Raw genomic sequence first — 23,293 nt, 5'->3', positions numbered from 1 at the left:
CAGCTTCCGCAGTAGGGTTGGGACCCGGCAGCGTAACCGCTGAGAACGCGCATTCGGACGAGCAAACGGAGCAAGGCGTGCCCCGTCAGGTCTTCTTCTACGAACATCCCGACCGTTTCGTGGCCGGGACCGTCGGCCAACCAGGCCAGCGGACGTTCTTTCTGCAGGCCACCGCTTCCGGCCGCACCACCAGCGTCGCACTGGAGAAGACCCAGGTGGCCGCGCTCGCCGAGCGGATCGACGAGCTGCTGGACGAGGTGGTGCGCCGGACCGGCGGCAACGCCCCGGTGCCGGCGGTCGCCCCGACCGAGCTGGCCGACACCGGGCCTTTGGACGTGCCGGTCGAGGAGGAGTTCCGGGTCGGCACCATGGCGCTCGCCTGGGACGGCGCGCACGAGCGGATGGTTATCGAGGCGCAGGCGCTCGTCGAGGTCGCCGCCGAGGACGAGGAGGACCTGGAGGCGGCCGAGGAGGAGCTGCTCCAGGACGACGAGAACGGCCCGCCGCTGCTGCGGGTGCTGCTGTCCGGCGCCCAGGCCCGCTCCTTCGCCAAACGCGCCCTCGACGTGGTCTCGGCGGGCCGTCCGCCCTGTCCGCTGTGCAGCCTCCCCCTGGACCCGGAAGGACACGTATGCCCGCGTCAGAACGGGTACCGGAGGTCGGCCTGAACGCCTTCGGCGGCGCCTCGGGTGCTCCCGGCGGACCGGCCGCTCCCCGCGGGCCCGGCGCCCCCGGTGACACCGACGCGCTGACGCACGGCGAACTGACCGTCAAGGGCCGGGTGCGCGGCGCCTCCAACACGGTCCTGTACTGCGAGAGCGCCCACCGGGGCCGTACGGTCGCCTGCGTGTACAAGCCCGTCTCCGGGGAGCGCCCGCTGTGGGACTTCCCCGACGGCACCCTCGCCCAGCGCGAGGTGGCCGCCTACCTGGTCTCCGAGGCCACCGGATGGGGCCTGGTGCCGCCCACGGTGCTGCGCGAGGGCCCGTACGGGCAGGGCATGGTCCAGCGCTGGATCGAGCCGCCTGGGGACGGCGGCGAGGACGGCGGCGACGGTCCGCCGCAGCTGCTCGCCCTCACCGAGGACGCGGAGCCGGGCCCTGGCTGGAAGGCGGTCGTCGAGGCCGAGTTGGAGCAGGGCGGGACCGCCCTGCTGGTGCACGCAGACGACATACGGCTGCGCCGGATCGCGGTGCTGGACGCGGTGATCAACAACGCCGACCGCAAGGGCGGGCACCTGCTGCCCGCCGCCGACGGCCGGATATACGGCATTGACCACGGGGTGACTTTTCATACGGACGACAAGCTCCGCACCCTGCTGTGGGGATGGGCCGGCGAACCCTTTCCGGCCGAGGCGGTGGCGGTTCTGGACAGGCTCACCGCGGAGCTGGACGGCACCCTCGGCGAGCGGCTCGCGACCCTCCTGACCACGGCGGAGACCGCCGCACTGCGAGCAAGGGTGCACCGGTTGCGGGAGACCGGGACCCACCCGCGGCCCGGCGGCGAATGGCCCTCGATCCCCTGGCCGCCGGTCTGACCTGCGGCCCCGCCGGGGTCCGGCGCGGCCTTCGCATCGCGGTTCGCCCCGCTCCCGATCGTTTTGGCGGTGTGCTGCCCGGTTAATCTCATGACATGCATGCCTGGCCCGCTTCCGACGTCCCCGCCCTTCCCGGCACGGGACGCGTCCTGCGTCTTCACGACACCTCGACCGGCGGTCCGGTGACCGTCGATCCCGGTCCCGTGGCCCGCCTCTACGTCTGCGGGATCACTCCCTACGACGCCACCCACATGGGGCACGCGGCCACCTACAACGCGTTCGACCTCGTGCAGCGCGTGTGGCTCGACACGAAGCGGCTGGTCCAGTACGTGCAGAACGTGACGGACATCGACGATCCCCTGCTGGAGCGGGCCGCCGCGACCGGCGACGACTGGGCGGCGCTCGCCGAGCGCGAGACCGCGCTGTTCCGCGAGGACATGACCGCCCTGCGGCTGCTGCCGCCCGCCCACTACGTCGGCGCGGTGGAGGCCATACCGGCCATCGTGCCGCTGATCGAGCGACTCAGGGACGCCGGCGCCGCCTACGAGCTCGACGGCGACGTCTACTTCTCGGTCGACACCGACCCGGACTTCGGCAAGGTCTCCCGGCTCGACGCGACCGCCATGCGGATCCTGTCCGCCGAGCGCGGCGGCGACCCGGACCGGACCGGCAAGAAGAACCCGCTGGACCCCGTCCTGTGGCTGGCCGCCCGTCCGGGCGAGCCCAGCTGGGACGGCGCATCACTGGGGCCGGGACGGCCCGGCTGGCACATCGAGTGCGTGGCCATCGCCCTGGAGCACCTCGGCATGGGCTTCGACGTCCAGGGCGGCGGATCCGACCTGGCCTTCCCGCACCACGAGATGGGCGCCTCGCACGCCCAAGTGCTCACCGGCGAGTACCCGTACGCCAAGGCGTACGTGCACGCCGGGATGGTCGCGCTGAACGGCGAGAAGATGTCGAAGTCCAAGGGCAACCTGGTCTTCGTCTCCACGCTGCGCCGCGAGGGCGTCGCCCCGGCGGCGATCCGGCTGGCGCTGCTCGCCCACCACTACCGGTCCGACTGGGAGTGGACCGAGGGCGTACTCGACGACGCGGTCAGGCGGCTGGCCCGCTGGCGCGCCGCGGTCTCCCGTCCGGACGGGCCGCCCGCCGAGGCACTGGTGGAGGAGATCCGCACGGCGCTGGCCGACGACCTGGACGCGCCGCGCGCCCTGGCCGCGGTGGACCACTGGGCCGCCGGCCAGCAGGCCGGCGGCGGTACGGACCCGGGCGCGCCCGGCCTGGTCTCGCGGGCGGTGGACGCGCTGCTGGGCGTGGCGCTGTGAGCCGGCACAGTCCGGGGCCGAACTGAGACGGCTGCCGCGGGCGCCCGCGTCGGGGGCGCCCGCGGCAGCCGTCAGGCGCCGGTGCCGTCCTCCCCGGAGTCAGGGCCGGCGGCGGGACCCGGACCAGGGCCGGGGCCGGGGCCGGAGCCGGAGCCGGAGCCGGGGGCCGGATCGGACCCGGCGCCGGGGGAGCCGGGACCCGAGCGGGGTCCGGGGCCGGGACCCGACCCGGAGTCCGGCAGGTCCCGCCCGTCGTCCTCGGACCCGTCCTTCGCGCCGTCCGGGTCTTCCCGCGCCTGCTGCGTCCGCTCCCGGAACTGCGGTACGCCGTCGCCGCCCTCGCTGGTCGCGTAGCCGCCGCCCGCCTGCGGGTCGCGGCGGCGCAGATACCGCTCGAACTCCTTGGCGATGGCCTCGCCGGACGCCTCGGGCAGCTCGACGGTGTCCCGCGCCTCCTCCAGCGTCTGCACGTACTCGGCGACCTCGCTGTCCTCCGCGGCCAGCTGGTCCACCCCGACCTGCCAGGCGCGGGCGTCCTCGGGCAGCTCGCCCTGCGGGATGCGCAGGTCCAGCAGGTCCTCCAGGCGGTTCAGCAGCGCCAGGGTGGCCTTGGGGTTGGGCGGCTGCGACACGTAGTGCGGCACCGCCGCCCACAGGCTCACCGTGGGGATGCCGGCGTGCGTGCACGCCTCCTGGAGGATGCCGACGATGCCGGTGGGGCCCTCGTAGCGGGACTCGTCCAGCCCGAGGGCGGCGGCCAGGTCGGCGTCGGAGGTGACCCCGGTGACCGGGACCGGGCGGGTGTGCGGGGTGTCGCCCAGCAGGGCGCCGAGCACCACGACCATCTCCACGCCCAGCTCGTGCGCGAAGCCGAGGATCTCGTTGCAGAACGAGCGCCAGCGCATGCTGGGTTCGATGCCGCGGACGAGGACCAGGTCGCGGGGCTTGGGCGAGGTGATGCGGACCACGGACAGCCGGGTGGTGGGCCAGGTGATCTTGCGTACCCCGCCGTCCATCCACACGGTGGGCCGGTTGACCTGGAAGTCGTAGTAGTCCTCGGCGTCGAGTGCGGCGAAGACCTCTCCCTTGAACTCCCGGTCCATATGGGCGACCGCCGTGGAAGCGGCGTCCCCGGCGTCGTTCCAGCCCTCGAACGCGGCCACCATGACCGGGTCGATCAGCTCGGGAACTCCCTCGAGCTCGATCACCCAGCGCCTCCTTCCGGCCGGAGGGGGCGGTGCCGTCCCCGTACCGGCTGCTGATCCTTCACGTGCGGCACCAGCCTACGGTGTACCGGGCGTCACGGTGCGCCCACCGGGCCCGGCGGGCGGCCGGCCCGCGCCCGCCCTGCCCGCGGCCCCGCCGCCGCCCCCGCCACCGCCGTCCGCGACGGCGGGCGCGGGTCGCGTCGCCCCGGTCGCGGCCCCATGTCGCAGCGGTCGCAGCAGGTCGGCCGGGTTTCGGCGCCGGGCAGGGCAAGACGTCCGATCTGTAATCAACGAGTCCTGACTTCCCCTTGGGTGAACGGCCGTCCGCGCCGCTATACATCGGATCATCGAAAAAAGATCCGATGTCTTGCGACGGGAGTGTGCATGAGTCCGGCCATTACCGAGGTCGACGTCTACGACATCCGCTTTCCGACCTCGGAACAGCTCGACGGCTCGGACGCCGTGAACTTCGGCCCCGACTACTCCGCCGCCTATGTCGTCCTGCGGACCGACGCCCCCGGCGGCCTGGCGGGCCACGGCCTGTGCTTCACGATCGGCCGCGGCAACGACGTGGTCGCCGCGGCCGTCGACTGGACGCGCGTGCTGGTCCCCTTCGACCCCTACTGGATAGAGGAGCCCACCAGCCCCGACGACGTGCTCGCGCACGCCGCGATCCGCGCCGGGCAGCCGGTCCCGGTCGCCACCGGCGAACACGTCGCCAACCGGGTGGTGTTCAAGCAGCTGCTGCAGGCCGGCGCGGTGGACTTCGTCCAGATCGACGCGGCCCGGGTGGCCGGGGTCAACGAGAACATCGCCATCCTGCTGCTCGCCGCCAAGTTCGGGGTGCCGGTCTGCCCGCACGCCGGCGGGGTCGGCCTGTGCGAGCCGGTCCAGCACCTGTCGATGTTCGACTACGTGGCCGTCTCCGGCAGCTGGGACAACCGCATCATCGAGTACGTCCCGCACCTGCACGAGCACTTCACCGACCCGGCGGTGGTGGAGAACGGCCGCTACCGTACGCCCGCGGCCCCGGGTTTCTCCGCCCGGATGGTCCCCGGGACACTCGCTGACTACCGCTACCCCGACGGACCGGTCTGGGCGGCCCGACAGGAGCTCACCCGATGACGAACACCACCGAGCACCCGCAGGACTTCGCCGGGCTGACCGCCCTGGTCACCGGCGGCGCCTCCGGGATCGGCGCGGCCACCGCCGCGCTGCTGACGCACGCGGCGCCCGCGTCGCCGTACTGGACCGCGACCCGTCCGGCGCCCCCGCGGGCACCGTGCCGGTCCACGCCGACGTCACCTCCGACCGGGCCGTACGCGCCGCCGTGGAGGAGGCCGTCGGTGCCCTCGGCGGGCTGCACGTCCTGGTGAGCAACGCGGGCATCGGCGCCGTCGGCACCGTGGAGGACAACCCCGACGACGAGTGGCAGCGCGTGCTGGACATCAACGTCCTCGGCATGGTCAGGACCGCCCGCGCGGCCCTGCCGCACCTGCGCGAGGCCGCCGCCGCCCGCCCCGGCAGCGTCTCCATCACCCACACCTGCTCCATCGCCGCCACCGCGGGGCTGCCGCAGCGGGCGCTGTACAGCGCCCGCAAGGGGGCGGTACTCGCCCTCACGCTGGCGATGGCGGCGGATCACGTACGCGAAGGCGTCCGCGTCAACTGCCTGAACCCCGGTACCGCCGACACCCCCTGGATCGGCCGACTGCTCGAACAGGCCGAGGACCCGGCGGCCGAGCGTGCGGCCCTGAACGCCCGTCAGCCGCTCGGCCGACTGGTCACCGCCGACGAGGTGGCCGCCGCGATCGCGTACCTGGCCAGTCCGGCCGCCGCGAGCGTGACCGGGACCGCGCTCGCCGTCGACGGCGGCACGCAGGGACGGCGTCTGCGGCCCGCCGCCGGATGACCCGGCACGCGGTACCGCTCCACCGGCTCCGCCGTACGGCACCACAGCGCACCGCAGCACCGAACACCCACTGAGCCGATACCCAGCACCTGAAGGGGCAGGACTCGAAGAGGAGACTGCGCACGACCACCGTGGCCGCCTGTGCCGCACTGCTCGCGGTCACCGCACTCGCCGGCCGGCACCGCCGGCCACATCACGATCATCTCCAACGACGGCATCCCCGAGGAGTTCAAGGCGATCAAGGCCGGGCAGATCGACGCCACCATCTCCCAGCCCGCCGACCTCTACGCCAGGTACGCGCTGTACTACGCCAAGGAGGCGCTGGCCGGCAAGAAGTTCCAGCCCGGACCCACCGACCACGGCTCCAACATCATCCAGATCCCCAATGGTTTGGAGGACCAGCTGCCGGCGCCGCTGGTGACCAAGGCCAACGTGGACGACCCCGACCTGTGGGCCAACCGGCTCGGGAAGAGCTGACGCATGGGTGAGGCCGTACCGCCCGCCGCGGTCCACGCGGAGGGCATCGTCAAACGGTTCGGGGCCACCCTGGCCCTCGACCGGGTGGGCATCACCGTCGCGGCCGGCGACTCGCACGCGCTGGTCGGCCGCAACGGCGCCGGGAAGTCCACCCTGGTCTCCGTACGCACCGGGCTGCACACGCCCGACGCCGGCCGGGTCTCCTTCCAGGGGGAGCCCGCGCCGGCGCCCGGCGACACCGCCGCCTGGCAGTCCAAGGTGGCGTGCGTCTACCACAAGTCGATGGTGACCCCCGCCCGGCTGACCGCGGCGGTGGCGACCGCACAGGCGCTGCCCGAGGTGGAGTTCGTGCTCGACCACGGCGGGAAACCGCCGATCGCCGCCGGCGGACGGGAACCGTGGGCCGGGCTGATCGGCGCGCTGGCCGCGCTGCCCAACGTCAGCTGCAAGCTCTCCGGGCTCGTCACCGAGGCCGACTGGAAGAGCTGGCGCCCGCGGGACGTGCTGCCCTACGCCCGGCAGCTGCTGGACGCCTTCGGCCCCGACCGGGCGCTCTTCGGCTCCGACTGGCCGGTGTGCACGCTCGCCGGGCAGTACGCCGACGTGTACGCGCTCGCCGAGCAGGCGGTGGCCGCGCTGGACCCGGCGGAGCGGGCCGCGGTGCTCGGCGGCAACGCGGCCCGGATCCACCGGCTGGGCTGACCGGCCGCCCGGCCCGCGGCGGCCCGGCGCGTCACAGCGTGGAGCGCAGCCACTGCTCGACGCTCGCCACGTGCACCGTGGCCCAGGACCGGGCCGCCTCCGCGTCGCGGTCGCGCAGCGCCGCCAGGATCGCCCGGTGCTCGTGCAGGGTGCGGCTGACCGCGTCCTCCTGGGTGAGGCCGCGCCACACCCGGGCCCTGGTGGTCGGCCCGGACAGGCCGTCGAGCAGCGAGCACAGCACCGAGTTGCCGGAACTCTGCACGATGCCGCGGTGGAACTCCAGGTCGGAGGCGACCAGTTCCTCCACCGACGGCTCCGGGCCGAGCGCGTCCAGCTTGCCCTCCAGCACGTCCAGGTCGTCCTGCGGGATGCGCAGCGCCGCCATCGCGGTCGCGGCCGGCTCCAGGATGCGGCGCACCGCCAGGAACTCCAGCACCGTGTCGTCCCGGTGGAAGTCCACCACGAAGCTCAGCGCCTCCAGCAGCAGCTGCGGATCGAGGCTGGTGACGTAGGTGCCGTCGCCCTGGCGCACGTCGAGGATGCGGATCAGCGACAGCGCGCGGACCGCCTCCCGCAGCGAGTTGCGCGACAGGCCCAGCTCGGCCGCCAGCTCGCTCTCCTTGGGCAGCCGGTCGCCGGGCCGGAGCGCACCGGAGACGATCATCTCCTTGATCTTCTCGATGGCCTCGTCGGTGACCGCCATCAGCGCCCTCCCCGTGTTCAGGTCTCCGCGGCCTGCCGAACCCGGGGAACCCGGGTCCCGAGGCACCGCCAGACATCCGATGTCTTGGGTTCATTATGGGCCAGATACCGGGTGCCGCCCACCAGTCCCCGGAACCCGGTTCGACCGCCGGCGCCGCGCCCCGTACCGGGCGCGTGACCCAGCACCGACTGATCGACCGGGTGCGGGAGATCCGCCGCGCCGACGAAGGGCGCCCGGCGCCGCCCTGGTGCACGGCTCCTTCACCGGGACGCTCACGGCGCTCCGGGCGGGGCGCGTTTGGCGGGGCCCGGACCGGGCGGGGCCGGCCGCGGGTTCGTCAGCGCCCCTCCTCGATCCAGTCCAGGGTCCGCTGAACGGCCTTGAGCCAGTGGCGGTACTCGCGGTCGCGGTCGGCCGGGTCCATCCGGGGCGTCCACTCCGCCGCCCGCTTCCAGTTCGCCCGCAGCGCGTCGGTGTCCGGCCAGAAGCCGACCGCCAGACCGGCCGCGTAGGCCGCCCCCAGGCACGTGGTCTCGGCGACCATCGGGCGCACCACGGGCGCGCCCAAAAAGTCGGCGAGGGTCTGCATCAGCAGGTTGTTGGAGGTCATGCCGCCGTCGACCTTGAGCGAGGCCAGCTCGACCCCGGAGTCCTTGGTCATGGCGTCGGAGATCTCCCGGGTCTGCCAGGCGGTCGCCTCCAGGACCGCCCTGGCGATGTGCGCCTTGGTGACGTAGCGGGTCAGGCCGGCGATCACCCCGCGGGCGTCGTCGCGCCAGTAGGGCGCGAACAGGCCGGAGAAGGCCGGTACGAAGTACGCGCCGCCGTTGTCGGCCACCGACGAGGCCAGCGTCTCGATCTCGGCGGCCGTGCTGATCAGTCCCATCTGGTCCCGCATCCACTGTACCAGCGAACCCGTGACGGCGATGGATCCCTCCAGCGCGTAGACCGGGGCGTCCTCGCCGATCCGGTAGCCGACCGTGGTGATCAGGCCGTTGCGGCTGTTCACGGGGGTGCCGCCGGTGTTCATCAGCAGGAAGGTGCCGGTGCCGTAGGTGGACTTGGCCTCGCCCTCGGAGAAGCAGGTCTGGCCGAACAGCGCGGCCTGCTGGTCGCCGAGTGCGGAGGCCACCGGCACGTCTGGGAGCCCGCCGACGCCCGTGGTGCCGTACACCTCGCAGGAGGAGCGGATCCGCGGCAATACCGCGGCGGGTACGCCGACGGCGGCGAGGATCCCCTCGTCCCAGTCCAGGGTGTGCAGGTTCATCAGCAGGGTCCGCGAGGCGTTGGTGACGTCGGTGACGTGCACGCCGCCGGCCACTCCGCCGGTGAGGTTCCAGATCACCCAGGAGTCCATGGTGCCGAAGAGGATGTCGCCGGCCTCGGCGCGCTCGCGCAGGCCCTCGACGTTGTCCAGCAGCCAGCGGATCTTCGGCCCGGCGAAGTACGAGGCGAGCGGCAGTCCGGTCGCGGCGCGGAAGCGGTCCTGGCCGGCGTCGCGGCCCAGCTCCCGGCAGAGCGCGTCGGTGCGGGTGTCCTGCCAGACCAGCGCGTTGTGCACCGGCTCACCGGTGTGCCGGTCCCACAGCAGCGTCGTCTCGCGCTGGTTGGTGATGCCGATCGCCTTCACGTCGGCGGGGGTGAAGCCGGTGACGTCCCGGGCGGCGTTGCGGATGGCGCCGGCCACCACCTGCCGGACGTTGGCCCAGATCTCGGCGGCGTCGTGCTCCACCCAGCCCGGCCGGGGGAAGATCTGTGCGTGCTCCTTCTGGTCGACGGCCACGATCCGGCCGTCCCGGTCGAAGACGATGCAGCGGCTGGAGGTGGTGCCCTGGTCGATGGCGGCGATGAACGGGCCGCTGCCGTGCGAGCCGGCGGTCGCTGCTGCGGGGTCGGTCACGGGGTTCGCTCCTCGGGTGCGTCTGGCGGATCGGGACCGGCTGCGTACGCGTGCCTACGTGAACGCCAGCCGGTCCAGCCCGCCGGCGACGGCGGCGCCGACCAGCGGGCCGACCACCGGGATCCACGCGTAGCCCCAGTCGGAGCGGCCCTTGTTGGGCAGCGGCAGCAGGGCGTGCACGATCCGCGGGCCGAGGTCGCGCGCCGGGTTGATCGCGTAACCGGTCGGGCCGCCGAGCGACAGGCCGATGCCGACCACGGCCAGCGCGGTCAGCAGGATGCCGAGGCCGTTGAGCGCGAGCCCCTGGGTCATGCCCTGGGTGAGGACGAACAGCACCAGGACGGTGGTGCCGATGATCTCGGTGAGCAGGTTCTGCACCGGGTCGCGGATCTCCGGGCCGGTGGAGAAGACCCCCAGTACCGGGCCGCCGGGCCGGGTGGTGCCGCTCGCGGCGCCGGCCGCGCCGGTGGCGGGGCCGGCCGCGCCGGTGGCGGCGCCGGCCGGGTCGGCCTCGGCGACCGGTGAGGCCGCCGACGAGGCCGCGGTCCCCGGGCCGGCCGGGGCGCCGCCCGCCGCCTGCGCGAGCACCTCCGGGTCGGTCAGGTGTGCCTGGAACTGGCCGAGGTAGGCCGCCCAGACCAGCAGGGCGCCGATCATCGCCCCCGCGAACTGCCCTATCAGGTAGTAGGGCACGGTGCCCCACGCACCGGTCTTGATCGCCACCCCGAGGGTCACCGCCGGGTTCAGCTGGCCGCCGGAGTAGCCGTTGGCGATGTACGCCCCGGCCAGCACGGCGAAACCCCAGCCGAAGGAGATGGCGATCCAGCCCGCGCCGACGGCCTTCGACCGCTTGAGTGTCACGGCGGCGCAGACGCCGCCGCCGAGCAGGATCAGGACGGCGGTTCCGAAGAGTTCGCCGATCACGATGTGGCCGTTGGACACTGCGACTCCCTTGTCTTCGTCCAGGGGGGCGGCGGCGACATCGGCTCTCGTCCGCTGTTCGACAATGTCGACCGCTGACCGAGAGTTTCGTCCTCGGAGGTGAGCAGGTCAAGGGGGGTGCGGCCCGGAACTCCGCCGGATCCGCCCGCCCCGGCGTGCGCGCCCTCAGAAGCGCCCGGCGCCCAGGTCGCGAGCGACGGCGCGCGCGCAGTCCCGTACCGCCGCCACCAGCCCGGCCCTGATCCCCGCGGCGTCGCAGATCCGCTCCACGGCCCCGGTGACGCCGACCGCGCCCACCGGCAACCGCCGCCGGTCGTGGACGGGCGCGGCCACCGACGCCACGCCCTCCCAGGTCTCCTCCAGGTCCGCGCCCCAGCCGCGCGCCCGGGTCAGCTCCAGCACCGCCTCGAAATCCGCCGGGTCGGTGACCGTACGGGCGGTCAGCGCCGGCCGCGGCCCCTCGGCGGCCTCACGGTGCGCCACCGGGTCGAAGGCCGACAGCACCTTGCCGAGCGCGGTGCTGTGCAGCGGCTGCATGGCCCCCACCTCGAGCACCTGGCGGCTGTCGTCGGGCCGGAAGACGTGGTGCACGACCAGCACCCCCCGCTGGTGCAGCACGCCCAGGTACGCGGCCTCACCGCTGGACCTCGCCAGGTCGTCGGTCCACACCAGCGCCCTGGCCCGCAGCTCGTGCACGTCCAGATAGCTGTTGCCGAGCCGCAGCAGCTCCGCGCCCAGCTGGTACTTGCCCGAGCCCGGCTCCTGCTCCACGAAGCCCTCCTGCTGGAGGGTGCGCAGGATGCCGTGCGTGGTGCCCTTGGCCAGGCCCAGTGAGGAGGCCACGTCGGACAGGCCCAGCCGGCGCTCGCCGCCCGCCAGCAGCCGCAGGATGGCCGCCGCTCGTTCCAGCGACTGGATGGGACCTGGCATCGCGAGCACTCCAAGGACGGGACGGCGACACGGACGGGACGGCGACGGCCGGGGGGAGCACGCAGCCGGTCCTGGTCGACATTGTCGACCATCATCATCGCAGAGCCGGTTTTCGTACCACCCGTCCGCCCTGCGAAATGGCTTCGAGGCCCGCGCTCCGCGGCGGCTACGCTGGCCCGGTGCGCGACCCGCCGACGCGACGGGTGGCGCATAGCCGACAGCCGTCGCATCCCAGGGAGCAACCATGGCCTCGCCGTCCCCTTTTTCCCAGCAGCCCGCCCCGAGCCCCGGCCGCGCCGCCGGCCCCCGGCCGGCGCAGGCCGGCCGGGCCGCCGCCCTGCGGAAGGCCCTCGCCTCCCGGGTCGTGGTCGCCGACGGTGCCATGGGCACCATGCTCCAGGCCCAGGAACCCACCCTGGACGACTTCCAACAGCTCGAAGGCTGCAACGAGATCCTCAACATCACCCGCCCCGACATCGTCCGATCGGTCCACGAGGCGTACTTCGCGGTCGGCGTGGACTGCGTGGAGACCAACACCTTCGGCGCCAACCAGAGCGCGATGAGCGAGTACGACATCGCCGACCGGATCCACGAGCTGTCCGAGGCCGGCGCCCGGCTCGCCCGCGAGGTCGCCGACGATTTCGCCGCCGACGGCCGCCCGCGCTGGGTGCTCGGCTCGATCGGCCCCGGCACCAAGCTGCCCACCCTCGGCCACATCTCCTACACCACCCTCCGCGACGGGTACCAGGCCAACGCCGCCGGGCTGATCGCCGGCGGCGCCGACGCCCTGGTGGTGGAGACCATGCAGGACCTGCTCCAGGTCAAGGCGGCCCTGATCGGCTCCCGCCGGGCGATGGCGGCGGCCGGGGTGGACCTCCCGCTGATCTGCTCGGTCGCCGTCGAGACCACCGGCACCATGCTGCTCGGCTCCGAGATCGGCGCCGCGCTCACCGCGCTGGAGCCGCTGGGCATCGACATGATCGGACTGAACTGCTCCACCGGCCCGTCCGAGATGAGCGAGCACCTGCGCTATCTGACCCGGCACTCCCGGATCCCGCTGACCTGCATGCCCAACGCGGGCCTGCCGGTGCTCACCAAGGACGGCGCCCATTACCCGCTCTCCCCGGTCGAGCTCGCCGACGCCCACGAGGCGTTCGCCCGCGAGTACGGACTGGCGCTGGTCGGCGGCTGCTGCGGCACCACCCCCGAGCACCTGCGGCAGCTGGTCGAGCGGGTCGGCGGCCAGGACCTCACGCCGCGCGACCCCCGCCCCGAGCCGGGCGCCGCCTCCCTCTACCAGACCGTCCCGTTCCGCCAGGACACCTCCTACCTCGCGATCGGCGAGCGCACCAACGCCAACGGCTCCAGGAAGTTCCGCGAGGCGATGCTGGAGGGCCGCTGGGAGGACTGCGTGGAGATGGCCCGCGACCAGATCCGCGAGGGCGCCCACCTGCTGGACCTGTGCGTGGACTACGTCGGCCGGGACGGCGTCGCCGACATGGCCGAGATCGCCGGCCGGTTCGCCACCGCCTCCACCCTGCCCATCGTGCTGGACTCCACCGAGGTCGACGTGCTGCGGGCCGGCCTGGAGAAGCTCGGCGGCCGGGCGGTGCTCAACTCCGTCAACTACGAGGACGGCGACGGCCCCGACTCCCGCTTCGCCAAGGTCACCGCGCTCGCCGCCGAGCACGGCGCCGCCCTGATCGCGCTGACCATCGACGAGGAGGGCCAGGCCCGTACCGTCGACAAGAAGGTCGCCATCGCCGAGCGGCTGATCGCCGACCTCACGGGCAACTGGGGCATCCACGAGTCCGACATCCTCATCGACTGCCTGACCTTCACCATCTGCACCGGCCAGGAGGAGTCCCGCAAGGACGGCATCGCCACCATCGAGGCGATCCGCGAACTCAAGCGCCGCCACCCCGAGGTGCAGACCACCCTCGGCCTGTCCAACATCTCCTTCGGCCTCAACCCGGCCGCCCGCACCGCACTCAACTCGGTCTTCCTCGACGAGTGCGTCAAGGCCGGCCTGGACTCGGCCATCGTGCACGCCGCCAAGATCCTGCCGATCGCCCGCATCCCGGAGGAGCAGCGCCAGGCCGCGTACGACCTGATCCACGACCGGCGGCGGGAGGGGTACGACCCGCTGCAGCGGCTGATGGAGCTGTTCGACGGGGTGGACAGCAAGTCCCTCAAGGCCGGCCGGGCCGAGGAACTGCTCGCGCTGCCGCTGGAGGAGCGGCTCCAGCGGCGGATCATCGACGGCGAGAAGAACGGCCTGAGCGCCGACCTGGACGAGGCACTGACCCGGCGGCCTGCCCTGGACATCGTGAACGACACCCTGCTGGCCGGCATGAAGGTGGTCGGCGAGCTGTTCGGCTCCGGCCAGATGCAGCTGCCGTTCGTCCTCCAGTCCGCCGAGGTGATGAAGACCGCGGTGGCCTACCTGGAGCCGCACATGGAGAAGGTCGCCGACGGCGAGGACGCCGGCAAGGGCACCATCGTGCTGGCCACGGTACGCGGCGACGTGCACGACATCGGCAAGAACCTGGTGGACATCATCTTGTCCAACAACGGCTACAACGTGGTCAACCTCGGCATCAAGCAGCCGGTCTCGGCGATCCTGGACGCCGCCCAGGAGCACCGGGCCGACGTGATCGGCATGTCCGGACTGCTGGTGAAGTCCACGGTGATCATGAAGGAGAACCTGGAGGAGCTGAACCAGCGCGGACTGTCCGCCAGGTACCCGGTGATCCTCGGCGGCGCCGCCCTCACCCGCGCCTACGTCGAGCAGGACCTGCACGAGATCTACGCCGGCGAGGTCCGCTACGCCCGCGACGCCTTCGAGGGGCTGCGGCTGATGGACGCCCTGATCGGGATCAAGCGCGGCGTCCCCGGGGCGGCGCTGCCGGAGCTGAAGGCCCGCCGGGTGGCCAGGCGGGACACCCCGCAGGAGGACAGCGCCCCCAACCTCGGTCAGGTCCGCTCCGACGTGGCCACCGACAACCCGGTGCCGACCCCGCCGTTCTGGGGCAGCCGGGTGGTCAAGGGCATCCAGCTCGCCGACTACGCCTCCTGGCTGGACGAGGGCGCGCTCTTCAAGGGCCAGTGGGGGCTCAAGCAGTCCCGCGCGAGCGGGCCCACCTACGAGGAACTGGTGGAGTCCGAGGGCCGCCCCCGGCTGCGCGGGCTGCTCACCCGGTTCCAGTCCGAGGGCCTGTTGGAGGCCGCCGTCACCTACGGCTACTTCCCCTGCGTGTCCAAGGGCGACGACCTGGTCGTGCTGCACGAGGACGGCACCGAGCGCACCCGTTTCACCTTCCCCCGGCAGCGCCGGGGCCGCCGGCTGTGCCTGGCCGACTACTTCCGGCCCGAGGAGTCCGGTGAGACCGACGTGGTCGGCTTCCAGGTGGTCACCGTCGGCAACCGGGTCTCAGAGGCCGCCAACGAGCTCTTCGCCGCCGACTCCTACCGCGACTACCTGGAGCTGCACGGCCTGTCCGTGCAGCTCGCCGAGGCGCTCGCCGAGTACTGGCACGCCCGGGTCCGGGCCGAGCTGGGCTTCGGCGGCGAGGACCCGGGCGACGTCGAGGACATGTTCGCCCTGAAGTACCGGGGCGCCCGCTTCTCGCTCGGCTACGGCGCCTGCCCCGACCTGGAGGACCGGGCCAAGATCGCCGAGCTGCTGGAACCGGAGCGGATCGGCGTGAAGCTGTCGGAGGAGTTCCAGCTGCACCCGGAGCAGTCCACCGACGCCATCGTGATCCACCACCCGGAGGCCACGTACTTCAACGCCCGCTGACCCGCCCGCTGACCCGCCCCGCCGGAGCGCCGGCGCGCACCCGGCGGGCGCTCAGCGCCGACCCGGGCCCCCGGGCGCCCGGCCTTTCGGGGGCGGTCCCACCGCCCGTTGGCGCGGTGTTCCGCGGCCGTTACCCGCTCGACCGGCGGGACGAAGCCGAGCCACGTATGCTTGACGGTCCGGCAGAGGCCGGTCGCCACCTTGCCCCGCAAGGCCCTGGCGACCGGCCTCTGTGTCCCCCCAGAACCGAGGAGTGGGGCCTATGACCAGCAGCATCTCCGTCGCCGACACCCGTACGGCGCAAGGTCCCGGCCCGCACGCCGTGCTGCTGGACTTGGACGGCACCCTGGTCGACACCGAGGGCATCTGGTGGGCGGCGGAGACCGAGGTCTTCGCGGACCTCGGCCATGTGCTGGACGAAGTGCACCGCGACGTGGTGGTGGGCGGCCCGATGGCCCGCAGCGTCGGCCACCTGATGTCCGTGACCGGCACCACCGCCACCCTCGCCGAGCTGACCGTGGCCATCAACAGCCGGTTCGAGCGGCTCATCGAGCACGGCGCGCCGCTGATGCCGGGCGCCCACCGGCTGCTGACCGAACTGTCCGCGCACGGCGTGCCCACCGCCCTGGTCTCCGCCTCACACCGCCGCACCATCGACGCCATGCTGCGCTCGCTCGGCTCGGAGCACTTCGACCTCACCGTGGCCGGCGACGAGGTGACCCGTACCAAGCCGCACCCCGAGCCGTACCTGACGGCTGCCGCCCGGCTCGGCGCGCACCCCGCGGACTGCGTGGTCGTCGAGGACACTTTGACCGGGGTGGCCTCCGCCGAGGCGGCCGGCTGCATGGTGGTCGCGGTGCCGTCGCTGGTGCCGATCGACCCCGCGCCCGGCCGGACCGTCGTCTCCTCGCTGGAGGAGCTCAGCGTCCCTTTTCTGCGCTCCCTGCGCACGCGCATTCACTGAGCGTGCGCCGCGGGACGCTCCGGGACTCGGGTCGGTGAACTTTGGCATCCCGTTGGTACTGATCACTTCCAATCTCGGTATCGTCGCCCCAGCACGCGCGCGGGATGTGCTGGAATTCCCGCGGCGCGGCACGCGGTGAGAGGCCGCCGGTCGAACGCGTAAGGTCGTCCCGGGCTCCCCGACTGCCCGGAATCCCGGCGCACGGGCGGCCTGTTCGGCCTGGGCGGAGCCTGCGCGACGCGAGCACGCAGGCAGCAGATGCGCAGTCACAAGAGGAGAACGACGACGATGAACCGCAAGCTTCTGGTGCTGCCCGCCCTGCTGGGCGCCATGACACCGGTGATCACCGGTTGCGGCGGCTCCGGCGGGGGAAGCGGCGGCAGTGGCGATCCCATCGTCATCGGCACCACCGACAGTATCGTGCTGACCAAGGACAACCCGGCACCGCTCGACCCGGCAACCTCGTACGACAACGCGACCTGGAACGTCTTCAACAACACCTTCCAGGAACTGCTCGGCTACACCCGCGGCAGCACTACGCCCACCCCGGACGCGGCCAAGGAGTGCCACTACACGGACACCTCCGGGCTGACCTACCAGTGCACGATGCGTGACGGCCTGAAGTTCTCCAACGGCCACAACCTCACCGCCGACGACGTGAAGTTCTCCGTCGACCGGATGCAGAAGATCAACTGGCCCACCGGCCCGGCCACGCTGATAGCCGACGTCAAGTCGGTCAACGCCCCCGACGACAAGACGGTGGTCTTCCACCTCAAGGCGCCGGACGCCACCTTCCCGGCCAAGCTCGCCACCCCGGCCGCGGCGATCGTCGACAGCAGCGTCTACGACCCGGCCAAGCCGCTGGACGGCTTCAAGCTGGTCGGCTCCGGACCCTACGTGCTCGACTCCTTCGTCCAGGGCAAGCAGGCCGAGTTCAGCCGGAACCCGCACTACCAGGGCCTGGACAAGATCAGCAACGACAAGATCGAGCTGAAGCTGTTCAACGACTCCGGCAAGATGGAGGCCGCGCTCAAGGGCGGCACCATCGACGTGATGAGCCGCACCATGGCGCCGGACCAGATCACCGAGCTGCAGAACAGCACCGACCCGAACCTCAAGCTCACCGAGGCACCCGGCGGCGAGACCCGCTATCTGTTCCTGAACACCGCCTCGCCCGACCTGAAGGACAGGGCCGTACGGCAGGCCATCGCCGAGATCATCGACCGGCAGGCGATCACCCGGGAGATCTACAAGCGGACCGCCGACCCGCTGTACTCCGTGGTGCCGCAGGGCATCACCAGCCACACCAACTCCTTCTTCAACCGCTACCACAACCCCAGCGTGAGCAAGGCGAAGAAGACCCTCAAGGACGCGGGCGTCGAGGACAAGGTGTCGCTGACCATCAACTACCGCCAGGACACCGGCGGTACGGTCAACAAGCCGGAGGCCCAGGCGATCGCCAAGCAGCTGAACGCCAGCGGCCTGTTCGACGTCACGACGCAGAGCGAGGAGTGGAGCGCCTTCCTGAAGGCCGCCTCACAGCGTAAGTACGAGATCTTCGCGGTGAGCTGGCTGCCGGACTTCCCGGACCCGGACAACTACATCGCGCCGTTCTTCGACAAGGACAACTTCCTCAACCTGGCGTACAAGAACACCACCATCCAGGACCAGATCCTGCCGGACACCCGGCGCCAGTCCGAGCGCAGCACGGCCAGCTCCGCCTTCGGGCAGGCGCAGGACATGATCGCCCAGGACGTGCCGATGCTGCCGCTGTGGCAGGGCAAGCAGTACATCGCCTCGCGCAGTGACATCACCGGTGTGGAGTGGGCGCTGAACGCCACGACCGCCACGCAGTTCTGGGAGCTGGGCCGAGGCGTCTCCGGCTGACGCCGGCGTCCGCGCCGCCCGCGGCATCCGCGGTTGTCCGCGCCCCGGGGCCCTCAACCGATCCCGGGGCGCACCAGTCCGCTCTCGTAGGCGTACACCGCCGCCTGCACCCGGTCCCGCAGCGCCAGCTTGGTCAGCACATGGCCCACGTGCGTCTTGACGGTCGTCTCGCTGACGAACAGCTCGGCGGCGATCTCCGCGTTGGACAGGCCGCGGGCCACCAGCCTGAGCACCTCCACCTCCCGCTCGGTGAGGGCGTGCAGCGGCTGCGGCAGCGACTCCTCGCCCGACGGCAGCCGCCCCGCGTACTTGTCCAGCAGCCGCCGGGTGATGCTCGGCGCCAGCATCGCCTCACCCGCGGCGACCACCCGGATCGCCTGCACCAGCTCCGCGGCCGGCGCGTCCTTCAGCAGGAAGCCGCTGGCCCCCGCCCGCAGCGCCTCCACCACGTACTCGTCGAGGTCGAAGGTGGTCAGCACCAGCACCCTCGCCGGCCCCGAGCGGTCCGGGCCGGTGATCTGCCGGGTGGCCTCCACCCCGTCCATCCGGGGCATCCGGATGTCCATCAGCACCACGTCGGGCCGGAGCGCCCGCACCTGGTCCAGTGCCTGCCGGCCGTCGCCGGCCTCACCGATCACGGCCAGGTCCGGCTCGGCCTCCAGGATCATCCGGAAACCGGTGCGCAGCAGAGGCTGATCGTCCACCAGCAGGACGCGGATCGCCACGGGTACTCCTTCGCTAGACCGGGCCATTCTCGCCCACGGCCGGCGGTGCCCCGGCGATGTCCGCCAGCGGGTACGGCGGGGGAGTCCCGCCGAATTCGGGACAGACCGCCCGGTGGTCGCACCAGCCGCACAGCGGGCCGCGCCGCGGGCGCCACTCGCCGCTGCGGGTCGCCGCGCCGATCGCCTCCCACAGCGCCAGCAGCTTGCGCTCGGTGGACAGCAGGTCCCGCTCGGTCGGGTCGTACGTCAGCACGTCCCCGCTGCCCAGATAGACCAGCTGGAGCCGGCGCGGCACCACCCCGCGCAGCCGCCACAGCACCAGCGCGTAGAACTTCATCTGGAACAGCGGCTCCTCCGCGTACTCCGGGCGGGGCGCCTTGCCGGTCTTGTAGTCCACCACCCTGAGGTCGCCGGTGGCCGGCGCGACGTCCAGCCGGTCCACGTAGCCGCGCAGCCTCAGCCCGGACTCCAGCACCGTCTCCACGTACAGCTCGCGCTCGGCGGGCTCCAGCCGGGTCGGGTCCTCCAACGCGAACCACCGCTCCACCAGCCGCTCGGCGCTCTCCAGCCAGGCCGTCAGCGCCGCCGGGTCCGCCGCGCCCTCCGCCGCGGTGAACAGCTCCGCCAGCTCCGGCCGGGCCGCCCGCAGCCGCTCCCACTCGCCGGCCACCATCGACCGCGCCCGGTCCGCGGTCCGCTCGGCGGCCGGTGCGTCGAACAGCCGCTCCAGCACGGCGTGCACCACGGTTCCGCGGGTCGCGGCCTCACTGGGCTTCTCCGGCAGCCGGTCGATCACCCGCAGCCGGTACAGCAGCGGGCAGCGCATGAAGTCCGCGGCGCGCGAGGGCGACAGCGAGACGGGCGCGGACGGCGTGGCGCGGCGCGCGGCGGACGCGCGCGGCGGTGGAATCGACGGCAGCTCGGCAGGGGTCCCCATGGCAGACGACCTTACGGCCTGCCACCGACAGTGCCGGTGCGTGTCCGGCGCAACAGAGCAATACCATGGCCGCGGAGCCCCTTGTCCCCCATGATCGGTACGAGGGTTTTTGTCAGCACGAGGGGAACCAGTGAGCGAGACCGGTCGGCCGCCGTCCCAGAGCACCCGCACCCCCGGTGAGGACGGCGACGGCGGCTCCCGCAGGCCCAACCCGGGTGGCGGGCTGCTCATGGGACGGTTCTTCGGGGTCCCGATCTACGTCGCCCCCAGCTGGTTCCTGGTCGCCGCGCTGATCACATGGGTGTTCGGCGGACAGCTCGACGCCGTACTGCCGGAGCTCGGCCGGCTCCGCTACCTCGTCTCGCTGTTCTTCGCGGTCGCCTTCTACGCCTCGGTGCTGGTCCACGAACTCGCCCACACGGTGGCCGCGCTGCGCTTCAAACTGCCGGTGCGCCGGATCCAGCTCCAGTTCTTCGGCGGCGTCTCGGAGATCGAGAAGGAGTCCGACACCCCGGGCCGGGAGTTCGTGCTGGCCTTCGTCGGACCGCTGCTGTCCCTGGTACTGGCCGCCGCGTTCTTCGGCGGGATGCAGCTGGTCGAGCGCGGCACGGTGCCGGGCGTGCTGCTGGCCGGCCTGATGGCGAGCAACCTGATCGTCGCCGTCTTCAACTTCCTGCCGGGGCTGCCGCTGGACGGCGGCCGGATGCTGCGGGCCGTGGTGTGGAAGATCAGCGGCCGGCCGATGACCGGTACGGTCGCCGCCGCCTGGGCCGGCCGCGGCCTCGCGCTCGCGGTGCTGATCGGGCTGCCGCTGCTGTCGTACGCGGGCGGCGTCAACGGCAGCGGCGCCGCGGACAACGCGGACTCGCTCACCGACGCGCTGCTGGCCGCGGTGCTGGCGGCCATCATCTGGACCGGGGCCGGCAACAGCTTGCGGATGGCCCGGCTGCGCGAACGGCTCCCCGCGCTGCGGGCCCGCACCCTGACCCGGCGCGCCGTGCCGGTCGCCTCCGACACCCCGCTCTCCGAGGCGCTGCGCCGCGCCAACGACGCGGGCGCCCGCGCGCTGGTCGTGGTGGACGGCCGCGGCGACCCGACGGCGCTGGTCCGCGAGTCCGCGATCGTCTCCGTCCCCGAGCACCGCCGCCCCTGGGTCGCCGTCCGGGGCCTCGCCCAGGACCTCACCCCCGGTATGCGGGTCTCCGCCGAGCTGTCCGGCGAGGAGCTCCTCGACCGGCTGCGCGCCAACCCCGCCACCGAGTACCTGGTCATCGAGCCCACCGGTGAGATCTACGGCGTCCTGTCCACCGCCGACGTGGAGCGCGCGTTCCTGGCGGCGATGTCCCGGGGCTGAGGCCTTGGGCCCTACTTTTTTTGCGGCTCGGTTCGCCTCCGGGTCGCTTCAGCCACTGTCGACAGTCGATCGTGCTCGGCCCTTCGTTCCTCAGGGCCTGCGCGCGTTCTCCCTTTCGGCAGCGGCGCGTCCCTTCGGCTCACTCGCCGGTGGGCGGGGGGACCCGGGCCGGTTCCGGTGTGGTCGGGGCGGGGCGGCCCTGCGGGCCGCTCGGTGGTGGGGGGCTCGGGCGGCGGTAAGGGGAGGCGCGGGGGAGCCCCTAAGATGAAGCGCATGTCCGAACCGACCGGTGCCGCCCGCCGTCGCGGGCCCTTCAGAGTCGGGGACCAGGTCCAGCTCACCGATCCCAAGGGACGCCACTACACCTTCACGCTCGAAGCCGGAAAGCAGTTCCACACCCACAAGGGCGCTTTCCCGCACGACGAGCTGATCGGTGCGCCCGAGGGCAGTGTGGTCAGAACCACGGGAAACGTCGCCTATCTCGCGCTGCGCCCGCTGCTCCCCGACTACGTCCTGTCCATGCCCCGCGGCGCCGCCGTGGTCTACCCCAAGGACGCGGGGCAGATCCTGGCCATGGCCGACATCTTCGCCGGCGCCCGCGTCGTCGAGGCCGGGGTCGGGTCGGGCTCGCTGAGCAGTTTCCTGCTGCGGGCGATCGGCGACCACGGCATGCTGCACAGCTACGAGCGTCGGGCGGACTTCGCCGAGATCGCCTCCCAGAACGTCGAGCGCTACTTCGGCGGCCCGCACCCGGCTTGGCAGCTCACCGTGGGCGACCTTCAGGACAACCTCTCGGACACCGAGGTCGACCGGGTGATCCTGGACATGCTCGCGCCCTGGGAGTGCCTGGAGGTGGTCGCCAAGGCACTGGTGCCCGGCGGCATCCTGTGCGCCTACGTGGCCACCACCACCCAGCTGGCCCGCACCGTCGAGGCGATCCGTGAGTTCGGCAGCTTCAACGAGCCGGCCGCCTGGGAGACCATGGTCCGCACCTGGCACGTGGAGGGGCTGGCGGTCCGGCCCGATCACCGGATGATCGGCCACACCGGCTTCCTGCTCACCGCCCGCCGCCTCGCCGACGGGGTGGAGCCGCCGCTGCGCCGCCGCCGGCCCGCCAAGGGCGCCTACGGCGAGGACTACGCGGGACCCGGAAGCGGAAGCGGCGGTTCCGCGGCCGAGGACTGAACCGCGGCCTCATGATTTCGGCCAACTTCACCGCGCCGCCGCCGATGTGTCCGTACCGGACACCGGCGGCGGCCTTCTTGTACCTTGCGGCCATGTCCCACACGTGACAACCGCCCCCGGCGTCCCACCCCCGTGTGCTCTGTGGCACGATGCTGGCCACCCCCGCCGTTCGACCCCAGGAGACAGGCGCGTGCAGCCGTCCGCAGGCCCGGCCCTTCCGCACACCCGCAGCCGTACCGTGCACTGGATCGCCACCGCCGCCGCGGTGGGCGTGCTGGTCGGGGCGGTGGCCCTGGTGGAGCCGGCGGACGCCTCCCAGAGCGGCGCCCAGGCCGCCCGGGACCGGCCTCCGACCGGTCCGGTCGCCGCCCCCGACCCCGCGGCCGTCACGTACCCGCTGGACTGCCCTCCCGGGGTCCGTACCGACGTGGTCTCCGCGGTCAGCGGGGACCTGGACGGCGACGGGCGCCCCGAGACCGTCGTGGTGGTCCGCTGCCACGCCGACGTGGGCACCCCGCCCAGCGGCGTCTTCGTGCTCGGCGCGGCGCCCTCCGGCGGCGCGCCGAGGATCGTGGTGACCCTGGTCAGGCCGCGGGACGACCGGCAGGTCAGCGACTTCCGGCTGGAAGGCCGTACCGTCCGGGCGACCGTCCTGGGCTTCTCCGGCGACGACACCCCGCGCTGCTGCCCCGACCTGCGGCGCACCTACGCCTGGGAGTGGCGCGGCGACCGCTACGTGGCACTGCCGGGACCCGCCGCCAACAGCGTCTGAGGCCCCCGGGGGTGCCGCCCGGCCGGTCGGG

At 72.7% G+C, this 23,293-nt stretch carries 18 protein-coding genes and 2 pseudogenes; 13 read left to right on the top strand and 7 right to left on the bottom strand.

The genetic code is table 11. The features are described 5' to 3' along the window. Positions 1-77: 77 nt before the first annotated feature. The 3 genes from RLT57_RS04195 to mshC all read left to right on the top strand — a co-directional run bounded on the left by RLT57_RS04195 (position 78) and on the right by mshC (position 2,862). On the top strand, positions 78-668 hold the full coding sequence (locus RLT57_RS04195; protein WP_311296007.1) for a DUF3090 domain-containing protein: 591 nt from the start codon (positions 78-80) through the stop codon (positions 666-668). Beyond that, positions 632-1,537: an SCO1664 family protein gene (locus RLT57_RS04190; protein ID WP_311296006.1), complete on the top strand. Its 906-nt coding sequence runs from the start codon at positions 632-634 to the stop codon at positions 1,535-1,537. Before RLT57_RS04195 ends, RLT57_RS04190 begins: the two co-directional genes overlap by 37 nt. A 95-nt stretch (positions 1,538-1,632) precedes the next feature. Further along, positions 1,633-2,862, top strand: a complete 1,230-nt coding sequence (mshC, locus tag RLT57_RS04185; protein ID WP_311296005.1) for a cysteine--1-D-myo-inosityl 2-amino-2-deoxy-alpha-D-glucopyranoside ligase — start codon at positions 1,633-1,635, stop codon at positions 2,860-2,862. A 71-nt stretch (positions 2,863-2,933) separates the two neighbouring features. Here mshC and RLT57_RS04180 read toward each other — a convergent pair whose 3' ends face one another. Continuing rightward, a complete protein-coding gene (locus tag RLT57_RS04180; RefSeq protein WP_311296004.1) occupies positions 2,934-4,070 on the bottom strand; it encodes a PAC2 family protein in 1,137 nt (378 codons plus the stop codon). A gap of 384 nt (positions 4,071-4,454) precedes the next feature. On the opposite strand from RLT57_RS04180, the gene RLT57_RS04175 reads away from it, so the two are divergent. From RLT57_RS04175 to RLT57_RS04160, 4 genes and pseudogenes are all read left to right on the top strand, one after another. Then, positions 4,455-5,195, top strand: a complete 741-nt coding sequence (locus RLT57_RS04175) for an enolase C-terminal domain-like protein (protein WP_311296003.1) — start codon at positions 4,455-4,457, stop codon at positions 5,193-5,195. Beyond that, a pseudogene (locus RLT57_RS04170) lies at positions 5,192-5,982 on the top strand (SDR family NAD(P)-dependent oxidoreductase). Before RLT57_RS04175 ends, RLT57_RS04170 begins: the two are co-directional and overlap by 4 nt. Before the next feature lie 171 nt (positions 5,983-6,153). After that, a pseudogene (locus RLT57_RS04165) lies at positions 6,154-6,459 on the top strand (sugar ABC transporter substrate-binding protein); the annotation flags it as partial. Between the two features lie 3 nt (positions 6,460-6,462). Beyond that, on the top strand, positions 6,463-7,161 hold the full coding sequence (locus RLT57_RS04160; protein WP_311296002.1) for an amidohydrolase family protein: 699 nt from the start codon (positions 6,463-6,465) through the stop codon (positions 7,159-7,161). A 31-nt stretch (positions 7,162-7,192) separates the two neighbouring features. Here the strand turns inward: RLT57_RS04160 and RLT57_RS04155 are convergent, their stop codons facing one another. From RLT57_RS04155 to RLT57_RS04140, 4 genes are all read right to left on the bottom strand, one after another. Then, positions 7,193-7,864 carry a FadR/GntR family transcriptional regulator gene (locus tag RLT57_RS04155; RefSeq protein ID WP_311296001.1) on the bottom strand — a complete coding sequence of 224 codons (672 nt, stop codon included), beginning with the start codon at positions 7,862-7,864 and terminating at the stop codon, positions 7,193-7,195. Between the two features lie 337 nt (positions 7,865-8,201). After that, entirely contained in the window at positions 8,202-9,764 is a 1,563-nt protein-coding gene (gene glpK, locus RLT57_RS04150; RefSeq protein ID WP_311296000.1) for a glycerol kinase GlpK, read from the bottom strand. 54 nt (positions 9,765-9,818) lie between these two features. Continuing rightward, complete coding sequence (locus RLT57_RS04145; protein ID WP_311295999.1) at positions 9,819-10,706, bottom strand: MIP/aquaporin family protein; 888 nt, start codon at positions 10,704-10,706, stop codon at positions 9,819-9,821. 165 nt (positions 10,707-10,871) lie between these two features. Continuing rightward, positions 10,872-11,636 carry an IclR family transcriptional regulator gene (locus RLT57_RS04140; protein ID WP_311295998.1) on the bottom strand — a complete coding sequence of 255 codons (765 nt, stop codon included), beginning with the start codon at positions 11,634-11,636 and terminating at the stop codon, positions 10,872-10,874. 244 nt (positions 11,637-11,880) lie between these two features. On the opposite strand from RLT57_RS04140, the gene metH reads away from it, so the two are divergent. From metH to RLT57_RS04125, 3 genes are all read left to right on the top strand, one after another. Beyond that, positions 11,881-15,438, top strand: a complete 3,558-nt coding sequence (gene metH, locus RLT57_RS04135) for a methionine synthase (protein ID WP_311295997.1) — start codon at positions 11,881-11,883, stop codon at positions 15,436-15,438. Between the two features lie 262 nt (positions 15,439-15,700). Further along, complete coding sequence (locus tag RLT57_RS04130) at positions 15,701-16,402, top strand: HAD family hydrolase (protein WP_311295996.1); 702 nt, start codon at positions 15,701-15,703, stop codon at positions 16,400-16,402. 288 nt (positions 16,403-16,690) lie between these two features. Then, positions 16,691-18,289, top strand: a complete 1,599-nt coding sequence (locus tag RLT57_RS04125; RefSeq protein ID WP_311295995.1) for an ABC transporter substrate-binding protein — start codon at positions 16,691-16,693, stop codon at positions 18,287-18,289. A gap of 53 nt (positions 18,290-18,342) precedes the next feature. Here RLT57_RS04125 and RLT57_RS04120 read toward each other — a convergent pair whose 3' ends face one another. Together RLT57_RS04120 and RLT57_RS04115 are read right to left on the bottom strand one after the other, a co-directional pair. Further along, positions 18,343-19,014, bottom strand: a complete 672-nt coding sequence (locus RLT57_RS04120) for a response regulator transcription factor (protein WP_311295994.1) — start codon at positions 19,012-19,014, stop codon at positions 18,343-18,345. A gap of 13 nt (positions 19,015-19,027) precedes the next feature. Beyond that, on the bottom strand, positions 19,028-19,951 hold the full coding sequence (locus tag RLT57_RS04115; protein WP_311295993.1) for a RecB family exonuclease: 924 nt from the start codon (positions 19,949-19,951) through the stop codon (positions 19,028-19,030). A gap of 109 nt (positions 19,952-20,060) precedes the next feature. Here RLT57_RS04115 and RLT57_RS04110 point away from each other — a divergent pair, with 109 nt between their 5' ends. The 3 genes from RLT57_RS04110 to RLT57_RS04100 all read left to right on the top strand — a co-directional run bounded on the left by RLT57_RS04110 (position 20,061) and on the right by RLT57_RS04100 (position 23,262). Then, a complete protein-coding gene (locus RLT57_RS04110) occupies positions 20,061-21,305 on the top strand; it encodes a site-2 protease family protein (RefSeq protein WP_399127995.1) in 1,245 nt (414 codons plus the stop codon). A 273-nt stretch (positions 21,306-21,578) separates the two neighbouring features. Further along, positions 21,579-22,490: a tRNA (adenine-N1)-methyltransferase gene (locus tag RLT57_RS04105; RefSeq protein ID WP_311295991.1), complete on the top strand. Its 912-nt coding sequence runs from the start codon at positions 21,579-21,581 to the stop codon at positions 22,488-22,490. Between the two features lie 190 nt (positions 22,491-22,680). After that, the gene (locus RLT57_RS04100) at positions 22,681-23,262 is read left to right on the top strand and encodes a hypothetical protein (protein WP_311295990.1); all 582 of its coding nucleotides are present in this window, start codon (positions 22,681-22,683) and stop codon (positions 23,260-23,262) included. Positions 23,263-23,293: the final 31 nt, after the last annotated feature.

It is taken from the genome of Streptomyces sp. ITFR-21 (assembly GCF_031844685.1).
GTDB lineage: Bacteria > Actinomycetota > Actinomycetes > Streptomycetales > Streptomycetaceae > Actinacidiphila.
Note: the sequence above shows the minus strand (reverse complement) of the source record. Positions and strands in the feature narration are given on the sequence as shown.